Below are 15,889 nucleotides of genomic sequence, written 5' to 3' on the forward strand. Positions count from 1 at the left end.
GCTCATCGTGTCAGCCCCCATGCAAGTCCGAGCAGGATCAGGCTCGCCACTGCGGTCACAGCGAGGCCGCCACCGGTAATCATCGCCGGCGCCAGGCGCTTGCCGCCGATCACGACCGGCGGCATGGTCTTGGGCATGATCTTGAACCAGGTCCAGCTGTGGTAGGACATCATCGCCAGTACGGCGAGATGGAAGATCACGGCCAGCGGGTGCTTCATCGTTGCGAGCCAGCCATTCCACGCCGCCTCGCCCTGCGCCAGACATACCAGCCCGATCAGCAGCACCACGCCATAGGCCGCAACGAACAGGGCCGTGCCCTCGTGAATCATGTACTCGACGAAGAACGGGTTCTTGCGCCACCAGCCGGCCATCGGCCGCGTATAGGGACGTCGCTTGCTCATTTCTTTCCCCCCTTCGGCATCAGGAAACTCAGGAAGTAGTCGCGCGCCGCCGTCGTCTTGTTCTGATTCACCGCATTGGCCGGGTCGACATGCTTGGGACAGACCTCCGAGCAGTAACCGACGGCAGTGCAGTTGAACACGCCCTCTTCCGCCGCAACCAGTTCCATGCGCTGCGCCGCGCCGCCATCGCGCGAATCGGCGTTGTAGCGGTGCAGCAGCGCAAGCGCGCCAGGGCCGATGAAATCCGGGTTCAGTCCGTACTGCGGACAGGCCGCGTAGCACAGCAGGCAGTTGATGCACGAGCTGAATTGCTCGTACTTCTCCAGCTCCGCCGGCGTCTGCAGATACTCCCCTTGAGCGAGCGTGCGGGCCTCTTTCGGGATGATGTAGGGCTGAATGCGCTCCAGCTTGTCGATGAAATCCTCCATCACCACGACCAGATCGCGCTCGATGGGGAAGTGGCTGAGCGCCTCCACCCGCACCGGCCCCGGATACAGGTCGCGCAGAAAGGTCTTGCACGACAGGGCCGGCTTGCCGTTGATCATCATGCCGCAACTACCGCAGATCGCCATCCGGCACGACCAGCGGAAACTCAGGGTTTCGTCCAGTTCGTCCTTAATGTGCAGGAGTGCCTGCAGCACCGACATGTCGTCGGTAAAGGGCAGCTCGTAGGTCTGGAGAACCGGCTCCGCATCCTGCTCCGGACGGTAGCGCAGCACTTCCATGGTGATCGTTCTAGCCATGCCGTGCCTCCTTTTCAGCCTTCTCGCCCGCGGCGCCATAGGCGCGGACCGCAGGTTGCGAGCGGGTGATCTTCACCGGACCATAATCAATGCGCGGCTGCGCCTCGCCGTTATAGTGCGCCAGCGAATGCTTGAGGAAGTGCGCGTCGTCACGCTGCTCAAAGCCATCCAGGCGCTGATGCGCACCGCGCGACTCCTTGCGGTTGAGCGCCGAATACGCCATGGCTTGCGCCACATCGAGCTGATAGCCGAGTTCGATCGCCAGCAGCCAGTTGGTATTCCACACGCTGGACTTGTCCTCGATGCGCACATTGCGAAAGCGCGCGCGCAACTCGTCGAGCTTGTCGCACGCCGCCTGCATGGTATCGGCCAGACGGTAGATGCCGCAGCCGCTTTCCATGGTCGCGGCCATCTCTCGACGCAGGGTCGCGATGCGTTCCGTGCCATCGGAGCGGGTCACCAGCGCGCGGGTTTTTAGCTCCACAGCCTGCGCCTGTTTGAGCAGGGTCGCTGAAGCGCTGCGCGGTGCAGACTTGGCAAAGCCTGCCGCCTCGAGTCCGGCCACCTTGCCAAACACGCACAACTCGGCCAGCGAGTTCGATCCCAGGCGGTTGGCGCCGTGGATGCCGACGCTGGAGCATTCGCCTGCGGCATACAGGCCCGGCAGGGGCGAGGCGCAACGACCATCGACCAGAATGCCGCCCATCGTGTAATGCACCGCCGGCCGCACCGGAATGGGCGTCAGCGCCGGATCGACGCCGAGAAACTCCTCGGCAAGCTCGTAGATCTGCGGCAGGCGCTCGCGCAATTTCTTTTCGCCGAGGTGGCGCAGATCAAGGTGCACCACAGAGCCTTGCGGGCCCTCGATCGTGCGCCCCTTCTGCTGCTCGTGCCAGAAGGCCTGGCTCAGGCGGTCGCGCGGGCCCAACTCCATGGCCTTGTTGCGCGGCTCGGGTTCGGCCGGCCCGAGACCGTAGTCCTGCAGGTAACGATAGCCGTCCTTGTTGAGCAGGAAGCCACCTTCGCCGCGACAGGCTTCGGTAAACAGCAGGCCGGTGCCCGGCATGCAGGTGGGGTGGTATTGAACGAACTCCATGTCGCGCAGCGGCACACCGTGGCGATAGGCCATGGCCATGCCGTCGCCGGTGACGATGCCGCCATTGGTGTTCTCGCGGAACACACGCCCCGCGCCACCGGTGGCCAGCACCACCGCGCCGGCTTCGATCAGGGTGAATTCGCCCGAGGCGATCTCGATCACCGCCACGCCCTGCGCACGCCCGTCCTCGACGATCAGGTCAGCACAGAAGTGCTCGTCGAAACGCTTGATCGAGGGATACTTGATCGAGGTCTGGAACAGGGTGTGCAGCATGTGAAAGCCGGTCTTGTCGGCAGCGAACCAGGTGCGCTCGATCTTCATGCCGCCGAAGGCACGCACATTCACATGGCCATCGGGCTTGCGGCTCCATGGGCAGCCCCAGTGCTCGAGCTGCACCATTTCCTCCGGGCACTGGGCGACGAAGTAATCCACCACGTCCTGCTCGCACAGCCAGTCGCCGCCGGATACCGTATCGTTGAAGTGATGCTCGAAGCTGTCGTGCGACTGCACCACACCGGCCGACCCGCCTTCCGCTGCCACCGTGTGGCTGCGCATCGGATAGACCTTGGACACCAGCGCAACCTTGAGCGCAGGATCGGACTCGGCCACCGCAATCGCTGCGCGCAAGCCTGCGCCGCCCGCCCCCACGATCACGACATCTGCCTTGAAAACCTCCATCGACGGTCCTCCTGTTGCGTGTTGAACGGAGTGATCCCTACCCTTCTGGCATGTCCGCAGCCGCCCACAATCAGCTCAGCATCGCATGACCGGCTTGCCTCTGCGATCCTGCCACTGATTGAGCATATCGCCATCGGGCAGTGAAGGGCACCGTTTTCTGCTGCGGCACCGCCCTCAGAGCACCGATTTCAACAGCCCCCTGATCCAGCGCCAGCGGCTGATGACCAGGGCCAGCGCAATCAGTCCGCAGCCCAGCAACTGCATGGCACTCATCGACTCGCCAAACCACCAGGCTGCGACCAGCGCAGTCCACACCGGTTCGAGCATCAGGATCACCGCCGCATGGCTTGGCGTGGTCAGACTCTGACCGTGCAACTGCACCAGAAAGCGCAGGGTCGTCGCGATCAGCGCGCTTGCCAGTAGCCAGACCAGCACGGGCGTTGGCACTGTCGCGGGCCAGGTTTCCACGAGCGCAGATGCCGGAAGCACCAGGACACCGACGATCAGGACCTGAATCGTGCTCAGCGCCAGCACCGGCACGCCACGCACCACGCGTGAGTTGAGATTGAACAGGAATGCAAAGACCAGTGCAGCGGCGAAAAAGAACCACTGGCTGGGCTCGACCCGGAAACCGTGCGCCAGCGACAGACAGGCAAAACCGCTCAGGGCGACCGGCAAGGCCACCCAGGTGCTGACCGGCGGCCGCTCCCCGAAGAAGATTCGCGCAAACACCGGCACCAGCACGATACCCAGGCTGGCAATGAAAGCCCCTTCGCCGAGATGCTTGCCATGCTGAAGTCCGAGAATCCACAGTGACATCGCCGCGGCAAACAGCACACCCACCATCGCAGCACGCCCGAGCGCAGCGCGATCGAGTACCCGCAGCTGAGGCCAGCTGAAGACGGCGAGCACCAGGCCGGCGATCAGAAAACGCCACCCCACGAACTGAAACGGCGCCAGGCCGGCAAGTGACTCCTTGGAGAAGATCCAGCCGCAGGCGGCGAGCAGGGTCGCCGCGAGCAAAAGCAGGTCAGCTTTCAGGGCATGGTTTCCGGACGCGTTCATCAGGGCCTGTAGCGGCCGTAGCCGAAGGGAAGCCGGCGATGTTACCCCGGCTTGCGTCGCCGCGCCCAGCGCACGCTTGATGCCCGGCGCCGGATTTCAGTCGAGGCCGGCTGCAGGCAGACGGGCGAGTTTTCGCTGCAGCGTGCGCCGGTGCATCTTCAGTGCGCGGGCGGTGGCGGAAATGTTGCCTTCATGCTCGGCCAGCACGCGCTGCAGATGTTCCCACTCGAGCCGGTCCACCGACATCGGCACGTCCGGCGCGCGCTCGTCGATCACCACGTCCTCGGCACGCAAGCCCTTGATGATGGAATCCACGTCGGCCGGCTTGGCAAGATACTGCGTAGCCCCGAGCTTCACCGCATCGACCGCGGTGGCGATGCTGGCATAGCCGGTCAGCACCAGGATGCGCGCGTTCGGGCTGGCATCGAGCAGCGGGCGGATCAGGCGCAAACCCGAGGCGCCGTCGAGGTTGAGGTCGAGCACGATGAACTCGGGCGCGTGATCGCGTGCAAGCTCGAGCGCGCCGTCGCAGTCGGTCGCGCCATGAACGTCGAAACCGCGCTGGCCCAGCGCACGCGCGAGCACGCGATTGAAGGCGGGATCGTCGTCAATGACCAGTAGCGTCGCAGCACAGTCCGTATTCATTCCGGTTTTTCCTGCAGGGGAATGCTGAGACGGGCGATGGTGCCACCATTGCTGCCGATGGTGAAGCCGAGCGTGCCGCCATGATGCTCGACGGCCGAATGCGCGAGAAACAGCCCGAGCCCCATACCCGACGCGCTCCCGGCCAGCGGCCCCGTGCGCGCGGCATCGCACACCGCAGCGGGAATACCGCACCCCTGATCGGACACCTCGACCACGAAGTCACCGCCTGACACCTGCGCCCTGACCCCTACCGGCGCACGCGCCTGCCCGGCCTTGGCATTGGCATTGGCCGCGTTGTCGATGAGATTGTGCAGCGCCTCGCCCAGGCTCGCATCGGCCACGATGCGGGCCGCATTCAGCGGCACGGGGACGCTCAGCGCGGCGCTGGCGTGCGGACGCAGCCCGCGCCAGCGCGTCAGCACCCCGTCGATCCAGTCGGTGGCACTCACCGCACCGCCACCTTCGGCACGCTGCTGCCCCGCCTCACGCGCAAGGCCATTGAGGATGTCCCGGCAATGATCGACCTGGGTCCGCATCAGTTCGATGTCCTCGTGTGCGTCGTCGCCGAGGTCGGTGCGACGGGCCAGTTCATCGCTGAGGATGCGCAGGGTACCCAGGGGCGTGCCCAGGCGGTGGGCTGCGCCGGCGGCAAGCTTGCCCACGCCGACGACATAGGCATCACGCGCACGTGCGGCATCGCTCGCGGCCAGCGCCTGCTCGCGACGCAGCAAGGCTGCGTTGAGACGGACCACGAACCACACCACGGTGAGCGCGGAAAAGGAAAAGCCCAGCCACATGCCGGCCAGGTGCCAGGTCATGGCCATGTTCGCATCCGCCAGTTGTACCGGATGATGGAAGCGCCACAGCAGCGAGTACTCAAGCACGGCCAGCGCCGCCAGCGCCCAGGCCTGCGGGGCCGACAGGATGGTCGCCCCGACGGCGACCAGGGGCAGCAGGAAGGCAATCGCCGGATTGGTCGCACCACCGCCGAAGTACAGAAACGCGCCCCACGCGAGCATGTCCGCAATCAGCTGCAACATCGCCCCGCGACGTCCGGTCAGGCCGGACAGCACACCGGCATGCATCAGCAGATTGATCGCCACCAGCGCGAGTATCACGGCAAAGAGGGGGCTGCGCGGATGTGCAGGCGCCACCTGCGGAAAGACCAATAGCGCAACCACGGCCATTGCAAGCACCGACAACCAGCGCAAATGCAGCAGGCGCTCGCGATCCGTGCGCACCTCGCCCAGCGCCTCGACGGGCCTTGGCGCCCGCGGCACGGAATACGTCACAGACACGTGGTTTGGGGCGGATTCGGACGTACTCATACCGGTACTCGAGTGAGAACAGGGTGCATCTAATCGATCGGCCATTTTCCCGTCCTTGTCTTAAATCAAGGATTTCAATATCCAGCAATCCTAAAGTGCCCCTGCGACAAAACGTCACAGGACAATGTGTCGCAGGCAGACAGCCCGCGTTTCCGCCCGCAGCACGCGATGCGCCCGGTGCCTCGACATGCAATTACTACAGCTGAAACGGAGCCATACGATCATGAACGAAGCCAAGATGAAGCCGGTCGGCGAGATGCCCGATCCGGGCCGCCGCAAGTTTCTGAACACCGCCGCATTCGCCGGCCTCGCCGGTGCAGGCCTGTCGGTCGGGCTTTCGGCCTGCAACAAGGAAACAGCACCCGCACCTGCTGCCTCAACGGCACCGATGGCAGCTGCAGAGCACCTTGAAGTCGGCAAGTATGAAGTCGCTCCCGGTCAGCTCGACGAATACTATTCCTTCTCCAGCGGCGGTCACTCGGGCGAATGCCGTATCTACGGCCTGCCCTCGGGTCGTGAGCTGAAGCGCATCCCCGTGTTCAACATGGACTGCCTGGTCGGCTGGGGCACGACCAACGAATCCAAGGCCATCCTGGGCACCAAGCCCAACGGCACGCCGAAATACACCACCGGCGACACCCACCACGTTCACCCCTCGTACACCGACGGCACCTACGACGGCAAGTACATGTTCGTGAACGACAAGATCCACGGTCGCCTGGCCCGTATCCGCATGGACACGATGGAGACCGACAAGATCACCGAGATTCCCAACATCCAGGGTTTCCACGGCACCTTCCCCGACAAGCGCGACCCGGTCGATGCAGCCATCAACCACACCACCCGCGTGTTCTGCGGTGCCGAATTCTCGATTCCGCTGCCCAATGACGGCCGCGACATGGAAGACGGCAGCAAGTACAAGTCGCTGTTTACCTGCGTCGATGCCGAGACCATGGACGTGCGCTGGCAGGTGCTGATCGACGGTAACTGCGACCTCGTCGCCAGTTCCTACGACGGCAAGCTGGCCGCGACCAACCAGTACAACACCGAGATGGGCATCCACTACGAAGGCATGATGGGCGCCGAGATGGACGCCTGCCTGTTCTTCAACGTCGCCCGTATCGAAGAAGCAGTCAAGGCCGGCAAGTTCACCACCATCGGCAGCTCCAAGGTGCCCGTGGTCGATGGCACACGCGCCTCGAACGCCGACCCCAAGACCGCACTGACCTGCTATGTGCCGATCCCGAAGAACCCGCACGGCGTGAACATCAGCCCGGACGGCAAGTACTACGCCTGCTCCGGCAAGCTGTCGCCGACTGCATCCGTGATCGAGCACGCGCTGGTGCTGAAGTGGTTCGACGGCGAACTGCCGGAAGCCCGCGAAGCCGTGGTCGCCGAACCGGAAATCGGACTCGGCCCCCTGCACACCGGTTTCGACAACAAGGGCAATGCCTACACCACGCTCTTCCTCGACAGCCAGATCGTGAAGTGGAACGTGGAAGCCGCGATCAAGTCGTTCAAGGGCGACACCACGGCAAAGGCCGTCGTCGACCGTATCGACGTGCATTACCAGCCGGGCCATGGCTTCACCTCGATGGGTGAAACCAAGGAATCCGACGGCCGCTTCTTCGTGTCCGACAACAAGTTCTCCAAGGATCGCTTCCTGCCCGTCGGCCCGCTGCACGCCGAAACCGCGCAGCTGATCGACATCAGCGGCGACAAGATGAAACTGGTGGCTGACCACTCGGTGTATTCCGAGCCGCACGACTCCATCATCATCCGCCGCGACATCATCAAGACGCGTCAGATCTACAACCTCGACGAGTTCCCGCTGGCGGTCAAGGATCCGAAGGAATCGGGCGTGTTCCGCGACGGCAAGAAGGTCACGGTCAAACTCACCAGCCAGGCACCTGCCTTCAGCCTGCGCGAGTTCAAGGTCAAGAAGGGTGACGAAGTCACCATCATCCTGACCAACCTCGACAAGGTGGAGGATCTGACCCACGCCATGGCGATTCCGAAGTACGACATCAACTTCATCGTCAATCCGCAACAGACCCAGTCGGTGACCTTCATTGCCGACAAGCCGGGCGTGTACTGGTGTTATTGCACCAACTTCTGCCACGCCCTGCACCTTGAGATGCGCTCGCGCATGATCGTCGAGGCCTGACCGAAAGCCATGGTGTTGCAGGGTAGCCCCTGCGGCACCGGGTGATGACAAGCAGTTTTCGGGGGGCATATGCCCCCCGTTTTTTTTTCATCGCCCCGGCCAACTTGATTCCAAACAAGGCACCCGCTGCCTCAGTAAATTAGTCTTTCCGCATCTACTGTTTTCCTTCGAGGAGTTCCCGAATGTCTGCCCTCGCAGCACTACGCAATCTGGCCTTCGCGCTCACGCTCGGGGCCTGCGCGGGATCGGCCTTAGCCAATTCGTATGAAGCTCAGCTTCCGCCCGAACTGAGCACCTCGCCGCACATGTGCGACTACGTCGCCTGCGCCGACGTGATGCCCGGCGCAGACAGCTTCTCCGAGCGCAAGGGTCAACCCCCCTATGTCGAGGCCTATCGCAGCGCCGATGGTGGCAAGCAGCTGCTCGGCTACGTCATGCTATCGACCGACATCACCGACATCCCGGCCTACTCGGGCAAACCGGTGGTCACCCTGATCGGCATGGACACCACCGGTCACTTCACCGGGGTGAAGGTGCTCAAGCACTCCGAGCCCATCCTGTTGCTGGGTATCCCGGAAGAAGCGCTGATCGAATTCAACAACCAGTACCTGGGCAAGTTCGTCGGGGACAACATCGAGATCGGGCGCTCGCGCCCCGAGCAGGACATCATCGGCCTCGACGCCATCACCGGCGCCACCGTGACCGTTATCGCGCAGAATCAGGTGATGATGCTGTCCGGCGGCGAAGTCGCCAAGCAGGTCGGCATTCTCAAGCCGACCATCCGTCCGCAGGCAAAATTCATCGATACCGGCGCCAAGCCGAGCTGGCAGCAACTGGTGGAAGACGGCAGCGTGCAGCGCCTCACCGTCGCCGCCGAAGAGGTCGGCCTGCCGCATCGCGGACAGCCTTACATCGACCTCTGGTTCGGCTATCTCAACGAGCCCACCGTCGGTCGCGCAGTGCTCGGCGACGGCCCCTACAACAGCCTGATGAGCCGGCTGGGCGAAGGCGATCACGCCCTCTTCATCGTGCGCAGCGCCGGTATCGAATCGTTCAAGGGTTCGGGCTTCGTGCGCGGCGGCATCTACGACCGTGTGCAGGTACGCCAGGAACGCGACGCCTTCACCTTCCGTGACACTGACTACTTCAACCTCTACGGCATTGCCGCAGCCGGCGCGCCCGCATTCAGCGAATCGGCCATCTTCATCGTGCGCTCGGGCGCCTTCTCTGCAGCCTATCCGTGGAAGCTGGTGTTTCTCGCCAACAAGATGGACAAGGCCACCGGCGCCAAGACCTTCGCCAACTTCGACACCGAATACTGGCTGCCCGCGACCTACATGGAAGGCGGCCACCCCGAGATCGTGAAGCCCGACCCGGTGTGGCTGAAAATCTGGAAGGAGCGCATGGTCACCATCATTGCCTTCACCGCCTTCCTCGTCGCCATCGCCGTCGTCTATTCGCAGCGCGACACCCTGGTGCGGCGCTCGACGCGCAAGAACAAGTGGCCGGTGAATGCCTTCAAGTACGTCGGTTGGGTGATCAGCATCGGCTTCGTCGGCTTCGGCCTGCTGGCCCAGCCATCGATCACCCAGGTGCTGACCTGGTTCCATGCGCTGCTGTTCCAGTGGCAGTGGGAGCTGTTCCTGTCCGACCCGTTCATCTTCATCTTCTGGTGGTTCATCATCATCACCGTGTTCCTGTGGGGGCGTGGCCTGTTCTGTGGCTGGGCCTGTCCCTTCGGCTCGCTGTCCGAACTGTTGTACAAGATCGGCGGCTGGGTCGGCCTCAAGCGCTACCAGTTCAAGCTGCCCAAGCCCCTGCATGACAAGCTCAAGTGGGTGAAGTACGGCGTCTTCTTCGGACTGCTGGCGGTGAGCATGTTCTCGATGGGGCTGGCCGAAAAGCTGGCCGAGGTCGAACCGTTCAAGACCACCTTCCTGGTCGGACTGTTCAACCGCAGCTGGCCCTACACCCTGTTTGCCAGCGCGCTGCTCGGGCTGTCGATCTTCACCGAGCGGCCGTTCTGCAAATACCTGTGCCCGCTCGGCGCCGGTCTCGCCATGCCATCGACCTTCCGCTGGTTCGGACTCAAGCGCAAACAGGAGTGTGACTCTTGCAAGGCCTGCGCCGTGGGCTGCGGCTCACAGGCCATCGACAAGGACGGCCGCATCGACCAGCGTGAATGCCTGCTGTGCATGGACTGTATGGTCTACTACTACGAAGACCATGCCTGCCCCCCGCTGTCGCAGGAGCGCAAGCGCCGCACCAAGGCCGGCCTCACGCTGACGCCGATCGGCGCCGACGGCTACTACATTCCGATCAAGCCGGTCGCGGCAACGAAATGATTGCCCACTTGACCACGATCATGGGGAAACAAAATGGTTAATCCGAAAATGCCGACCGAGCCGATGGACCCGCCCTATGCCGGCAAGACCGGCGTTGCCGGTCGCATCGGCGCCGAGCTCTGGGATCACCTGTGGCCATGGAGCCGTACCGGCTTCCAGCGCCAGCGCGCCATCCAGGCCGCCGGGCTGGCCCTCGGGCTGGCCGCATCGGTGGTGTGGGTGCTCGCAGCCATGGGACGACTGGAGGCCGGCGCGATCATCGGCTGGTGGTTCGGCTGGAGCGTGTTCGAAGTCGTCGTCCGCCTCGGCGCCAAACCCTATGTCAAGGAAGGCCCGTGGTGGGGCGCGGCTTACCGCAGCGCGACGGTGATGGACATGATCTGCTACGTCTCGTTCAAGAACCTGTTGATTGGCGCCGTACTCTTCCTGTCGCTCAAGAGTCTGGGCCTGGTCAGCATCTGAACCGCCCTCTGTCCTCCCATACGTGTCATTCACAAGGACTCACCCCGATCATGCTGCGTTTCGCCCTTCCTGTCCTGCTGCTGTGGCTGTGCACCTCGGTGCACGCCGCCACGTGGACAGTCCGCCCGGGCGAGTCGATACAGGCCGCCATCAACGCCGCCGCTGCACACGACACGGTGAGCGTCGAGCGTGCGCACTATCGCGAGAACCTCGTTCTCGACAAGCCACTGACGCTCAAGGGTATCGACCGTCCGACCCTAGACGGCGGCCACCGCGGCGACACCATCCGCATCCGCAGCCCGCAGGTAACGATTGACGGCCTCATCGTGATCAACTCCGGCGCCGATCTCGAGAAGCAGAATGCGGGCATCTACCTGCAGCCCGGCTCGGACTCGACGCGGGTGCTCAACTGCGACCTCGTCTACAACCTGTTCGGGCTGTGGATCGAGACCTCGAAGAACGTCGAGATCCGCGACAACCTGATCGCCGGCAAGCGTGATCTGATGTCGCAGCACCGCGGCAACGGCATCCAGCTCTACAACACCGAGGGCGCACAGATCATCGGTAACAACATCAGCTTCGTGCGCGACGGCATCTACGTGGATGTGTCGCACCACGCGGTGTTTGCGCGCAACCGCATCCATCACGTGCGCTACGGCACCCACTACATGAACTCCCACAACAACGTGTGGGAAGACAACGATTCGTACTACAACCGTGGCGGACTGGCGCTGATGATGACCCGCAACCAGGTCATCCGGAACAACCGCGCCTGGGGCAATTCGGACCACGGCATCATGCTGCGCACCATCCAGGATTCGGTGATCGAGAACAACGTGGTGGCGGGCAACGCACGCGGCTTCTTCATCTACGACGCCGAGTTCAACACCCTGCGCAACAACCTGGTGGTCGACAACGACGTCGGCGTGCATCTGTGGGCGGGGTCCTACCGCAACCAGGCCGAAGGCAACGACTTCATCTCCAACCGCACCCAGATCAAGTACGTCGCTGCACGCGACGAGATCTGGGGCAAGGAAGGCGGCAACTACTGGAGCAACTACGTCGGCTGGGATCGCAACGGCGACGGCATCGGCGACGTGCAGTACGAAGCCAACGACATGGTGGACCGCCTGTCATGGCGCCACCCGATGATGAAGCTGCTGCTCGCCAGCCCGGCGGTGCAGACCCTGCGCCTGGTAGCGCAGCAGTTTCCGCTGCTGCGCGCACCGAGCATCGTCGACCCCAAGCCGCATATGCAGCCGACTCACTCTGACTGGAGCCAATGGCGTGGCAGACACTTCCCCCACCCCGACTGATTCGGGCGACGCCGTGATCGTCGCTCGCGGGGTCCGCAAGCACTACGGCGCAATCCACGCGGTTGACGGCGTCGATCTCGACGTCCGCAGCGGCGAGCTGTTTGGCCTCATCGGCCATAACGGCGCCGGCAAGAGCACGATGTTCAAGATGATGCTCGGCCTCATTCCCGCAACGGCCGGCGAGATCCGCATCGACGGCGCCGTCGTCGGCGGCGGCAACTTTCGCGCAGTGCGCCGCAGCGTCGGCTACCTGCCGGAAAACGTCGTGCTCTACGACAACCTGACCGGGCTGGAGACGCTGCAGTTTTTCGCCCGCCTGAAGGCAGCGCCACAGGCGGACTGCACGCCTGCGCTGGAGCGCGTCGGTCTGGCCCATGCGGCAAAGCGCCGTGTGCGCGAGTACTCCAAGGGCATGCGGCAGCGCCTCGGCTTTGCCCAGGCCTTGCTCGGCAAGCCGCGCATCCTGTTTCTGGACGAACCCACGACCGGCCTCGACCCCGAAGCCATCCGCGGCTTCTACGCCATCCTGCGCCAGCTCAAGAGCGAAGGCGTGACCATGGTGATCACCTCCCATATCCTCGCCGAGATCCAGGAGCGCGTGGACCGGCTTGCCATCATGGCGGCCGGCAAGGTGCAGGCCAGCGGCACGGTGCAGGCACTGCGCGAACAGATGGATCTGCCGCTGTGGTTCAGCGTTCACGTCGCGCCCGAAGACTTCGACGTGGTGCGCAACGCGCTCGGCCACCTGCCGGTGATCGCGATCGAGGCCCGCGACGATCACGTCGCTGTGCAGTGCCGGCGCGAATCGAAGATGGCGGTGATCGAGGCCCTGGCCGGACTCGATGGACGGGTGCGCGACCTCACCGTGCGCGAACCCTCGCTCGAAGACGTGTTCTTCGGCTTTTCGGACTAAGGAGGCGAACATGGAAATCGCACAGATCGCCACCATCGCCGGCAAGGAATTCTGGGACCGCATCCGCAACCGCTGGGTGCTTGCGGTCGCACTGGTGTTTACTGTCTTCGCCCTCGTGATCGCCTATTTCGGCGCGGCGCAGCAGGGCGCGGTCGGCTTTCGTTCGATCGACGTCACCATCGCCAGCCTCGTCAGCCTCGTCATTTACCTCATCCCGCTGATCGCGCTGGTGCTCGGTTTCGACGCCATCGTCGGCGAACGCGAACGCGGCTCGCTCGACCTGCTGCTGTCGATGCCGATCACCCGGGTGGAGCTGCTGCTGGGCAAGTATTTTGGCCTCGCTGCCGCACTCACCTTTTCCACGGTTGCCGGCTTCGGCCTGGTGGCGGTGGTGCTGTCGTCGCAGCTTGAGCTCAACGCGCTCTTCCACTACTTCGGCTTCATGCTCAGCTCGGTGTTGCTCGGCTGCGCCTTTCTCAGCCTGGCGGTGATGCTGTCGGTGTTCGCCGGTGACCGCACCCGCGCCTCCGGTCTCGCGATCGCGATGTGGTTCTTCTTCGTGCTGGTGTTTGACCTGCTGCTGCTCGGTGCGCTTGTCGTCAGCGGCGGACAGTGGGGCGGCGAACTCTTTCCCTACCTGCTGCTGCTCAACCCGGCCGACGTGTTCCGCATCCTCAACATCTTTTCGCTCGAGGATGTGCGCGCGCTCTACGGCCTCGCAACCGTCTTCCCCCCCAGCCTGGCCAACCCCGCGCTGCTGGGCGCCGTCATGTTTGCCTGGATCGCCTTGCCGCTCGGCATTGCGGCGTGGCGCTTCAGAAAGTGAGTACAAAAATGAAACCCTCGCCCTCCCCCCTCATCCGCCTGCGCAGCACGCTCACGGTACTGCTTGCCGCTGGTCTGCTGGCAGCCTGCGGCGCCGACAAGGGCACGGACAGCGGCATCCTTGCCGTCGAAATCGACCGCAGCACCAGCTGCGCCCTCGACGGCATGCTGCTGGCCGACTATCCCGGCCCCAAGGCCCAGATCCATTTCGACGGCCTCACCCAGCCCGAGTTCTTCTGCGACACGGTGGAAATGTTCTCGATCTACCTCAACCCGGAACAGGCTCGCCGCGTCAGTGCCATGTACGTGCAGGACATGGCCAAAGCCGACTGGGACAACCCGAAAGGCCACTGGATCGACGCCAGAACGGCCACCTATGTACATGGCTCGAAACGCACCGGCTCAATGGGTCCGACCATCGCCTCCTTTGCCAGCGCGGACGATGCACGCAAGTTTGCCGACACCGAAGGCGGCAAGGTGCTGGGCTTCGATGAGGTGACGCCCGACATGGCGATCCTCGACGGCGGCGCCCTGCACGACAAGAGGATGTAAGCCATGGAATCCATCTACGAACATGTTTCACCCGAGATCGCTGCAGAGCTGCAACAGACCGCAAAGGTGATCTACGAGACGCGCGAGAACCGCAGACGGGTGCTGCAGCACGCCGGCGCCACAGACGAAGCCGCGCTCCTCGACAGCATCGTCAGCGGCACGGTCGCCGAGCATCCAGCCTACGAGCTCTACCTCGCGGCACGCATCCTGGCCGACACCTGCGAGGCGGCCCGCACAACGCTTGCCGCCCGACTGAAGGAGGTCAACCGCTGATGAACCAGCACACCGAACTGCTCGAACACGTCGTGGCCCATTTCGGCGACCGCCTGCACGGCGCACCGCAGCTGACGCAGGACGCACTCGCGCTCAGTCTGGACAACGGCGTGCAGCTCACCATTCGCTACGCGTCGACCGATGCCTACTCGCTGCGCTGGAGATTCCAGGCCGGCGGAAACGAGATCGAGATGGGCATCGACACCGCACCGACACACCCGACCCTCGCCACCCATCCCAACCATCTGCACCTGTCTGGCGGCCGCGCAGTGGCCGATCCGCTGACCCGAACCGACGCATCCCCTGCAGACAACCTGTCTGCCGTGATCGAAGCCCTGCTGCGCGACCCGCAACTGGACTTCCCGCTGCCATGAACAGCGGCGGCACACTGCGCAGGCTGCTGCTGGGCAGCGCCGCCCTGTGCATTGCGACCGCAACCGCGCTGTCGTGGCAGTACGCCATGCGGCCCGGCGTCGAGTTTTCGCCTGCGGCTGACGACATCTGTATCGTGCCGCCGTCGCGCGCATCCGCCGCCTATCCGTGGAGCCCGACCTCGGGCCTGGGCAAGTACGACGCCCGTCCGGCCCCTGCGGATGCGCGCTGCCCGGTGTGCGGCATGTATCCCGCACGCTTTCCTAACTGGGTGGCGCAAGTCATCTTCGAGGACGGTTCGGCACACTTCTTTGACTCGCCGGTGGATCTGCTGATCTTTCTGCAGGAACCCGGGCGCTTCGACCCAGAACACAGTGCCCCCGATATTGCGAAGCGCTATGTGGTTGACCATCGCAGCGGGCGCTGGCTCGACGCCGCCCAAGCCAGCTTCGTGCTTGGCTCCTCTGCCCGCGGGCCGATGCGCGGCCCGGACCTGCCCGCATTCGACAGCACCGCCGAGGCAGCCGATTTTGTCGCAGCACGCGGTGGCCGCATCGTGAAGCTCGGAGACATCGACGCCGACGCCCTCGCCCGCCTGCGCGACGCCAGCCACGCATCGCATTTGCGCTAGGAGTCACAAACTGCAGCGGCAAAAAAATGGAGGCCACCAGGGCCTCCATTTTCATTCTCGTGTCGCGACAAAGTGCC

The 15,889-nt window shown here is 63.9% G+C and carries 16 protein-coding genes; 10 read left to right on the forward strand and 6 right to left on the reverse strand.

What is annotated here, in order from left to right:
* Positions 1 to 2: 2 nt before the first annotated feature.
* The 6 genes from CEW87_RS02365 to CEW87_RS02390 all read right to left on the reverse strand — a co-directional run bounded on the left by CEW87_RS02365 (position 3) and on the right by CEW87_RS02390 (position 5,956).
* Positions 3 to 401, reverse strand: a complete 399-nt coding sequence (locus CEW87_RS02365; protein ID WP_108971291.1) for a fumarate reductase subunit C — start codon at positions 399 to 401, stop codon at positions 3 to 5.
* Positions 398 to 1,144 carry a succinate dehydrogenase/fumarate reductase iron-sulfur subunit gene (locus tag CEW87_RS02370; RefSeq protein ID WP_108971292.1) on the reverse strand — a complete coding sequence of 249 codons (747 nt, stop codon included), beginning with the start codon at positions 1,142 to 1,144 and terminating at the stop codon, positions 398 to 400. The genes CEW87_RS02365 and CEW87_RS02370 overlap by 4 nt, the downstream gene beginning before the upstream one ends.
* Positions 1,137 to 2,918, reverse strand: a complete 1,782-nt coding sequence (gene frdA, locus CEW87_RS02375) for a fumarate reductase (quinol) flavoprotein subunit (RefSeq protein ID WP_108971293.1) — start codon at positions 2,916 to 2,918, stop codon at positions 1,137 to 1,139. The genes CEW87_RS02370 and frdA overlap by 8 nt, the downstream gene beginning before the upstream one ends.
* A 174-nt stretch (positions 2,919 to 3,092) precedes the next feature.
* The gene (locus CEW87_RS02380; RefSeq protein ID WP_108971294.1) at positions 3,093 to 3,983 is read right to left on the reverse strand and encodes a DMT family transporter; all 891 of its coding nucleotides are present in this window, start codon (positions 3,981 to 3,983) and stop codon (positions 3,093 to 3,095) included.
* 96 nt (positions 3,984 to 4,079) lie between these two features.
* Positions 4,080 to 4,628 (reverse strand): response regulator transcription factor, encoded by a 549-nt coding sequence (locus CEW87_RS02385; RefSeq protein ID WP_108971295.1) that lies wholly within the window; start codon positions 4,626 to 4,628, stop codon positions 4,080 to 4,082.
* Complete coding sequence (locus CEW87_RS02390; protein WP_108971296.1) at positions 4,625 to 5,956, reverse strand: ATP-binding protein; 1,332 nt, start codon at positions 5,954 to 5,956, stop codon at positions 4,625 to 4,627. The genes CEW87_RS02385 and CEW87_RS02390 overlap by 4 nt, the downstream gene beginning before the upstream one ends.
* 223 nt (positions 5,957 to 6,179) lie before the next feature.
* Here CEW87_RS02390 and nosZ point away from each other — a divergent pair, with 223 nt between their 5' ends.
* From nosZ to CEW87_RS02440, 10 genes are all read left to right on the forward strand, one after another.
* A complete protein-coding gene (gene nosZ / locus CEW87_RS02395) occupies positions 6,180 to 8,123 on the forward strand; it encodes a TAT-dependent nitrous-oxide reductase (protein ID WP_108971297.1) in 1,944 nt (647 codons plus the stop codon).
* A 182-nt stretch (positions 8,124 to 8,305) separates the two neighbouring features.
* Complete coding sequence (locus CEW87_RS02400; RefSeq protein WP_108971298.1) at positions 8,306 to 10,468, forward strand: NosR/NirI family protein; 2,163 nt, start codon at positions 8,306 to 8,308, stop codon at positions 10,466 to 10,468.
* 33 nt (positions 10,469 to 10,501) lie between these two features.
* Positions 10,502 to 10,930, forward strand: a complete 429-nt coding sequence (locus CEW87_RS02405; RefSeq protein ID WP_108971299.1) for a transcription regulator — start codon at positions 10,502 to 10,504, stop codon at positions 10,928 to 10,930.
* Positions 10,931 to 10,980: 50 nt separating this feature from the next.
* Positions 10,981 to 12,246 carry a nitrous oxide reductase family maturation protein NosD gene (locus tag CEW87_RS02410; RefSeq protein ID WP_108971300.1) on the forward strand — a complete coding sequence of 422 codons (1,266 nt, stop codon included), beginning with the start codon at positions 10,981 to 10,983 and terminating at the stop codon, positions 12,244 to 12,246.
* On the forward strand, positions 12,218 to 13,159 hold the full coding sequence (locus tag CEW87_RS02415) for an ABC transporter ATP-binding protein (RefSeq protein ID WP_108971301.1): 942 nt from the start codon (positions 12,218 to 12,220) through the stop codon (positions 13,157 to 13,159). Before CEW87_RS02410 ends, CEW87_RS02415 begins: the two co-directional genes overlap by 29 nt.
* A gap of 10 nt (positions 13,160 to 13,169) precedes the next feature.
* Entirely contained in the window at positions 13,170 to 13,985 is an 816-nt protein-coding gene (locus CEW87_RS02420; protein WP_108971302.1) for an ABC transporter permease, read from the forward strand.
* Between the two features lie 8 nt (positions 13,986 to 13,993).
* A complete protein-coding gene (locus CEW87_RS02425; protein ID WP_108971303.1) occupies positions 13,994 to 14,536 on the forward strand; it encodes a nitrous oxide reductase accessory protein NosL in 543 nt (180 codons plus the stop codon).
* Between the two features lie 3 nt (positions 14,537 to 14,539).
* Positions 14,540 to 14,809 carry a hypothetical protein gene (locus CEW87_RS02430; RefSeq protein WP_108971304.1) on the forward strand — a complete coding sequence of 90 codons (270 nt, stop codon included), beginning with the start codon at positions 14,540 to 14,542 and terminating at the stop codon, positions 14,807 to 14,809.
* On the forward strand, positions 14,809 to 15,183 hold the full coding sequence (locus tag CEW87_RS02435; protein ID WP_108971305.1) for a hypothetical protein: 375 nt from the start codon (positions 14,809 to 14,811) through the stop codon (positions 15,181 to 15,183). The genes CEW87_RS02430 and CEW87_RS02435 overlap by 1 nt, the downstream gene beginning before the upstream one ends.
* A complete protein-coding gene (locus CEW87_RS02440; RefSeq protein ID WP_108971306.1) occupies positions 15,180 to 15,812 on the forward strand; it encodes a nitrous oxide reductase accessory protein NosL in 633 nt (210 codons plus the stop codon). Before CEW87_RS02435 ends, CEW87_RS02440 begins: the two co-directional genes overlap by 4 nt.
* The last annotated feature ends 77 nt before the right edge of the window (positions 15,813 to 15,889 follow it).

The sequence above is a fragment of the Parazoarcus communis genome (genome assembly GCF_003111665.1).
Lineage (GTDB): Bacteria > Pseudomonadota > Gammaproteobacteria > Burkholderiales > Rhodocyclaceae > Parazoarcus > Parazoarcus communis_B.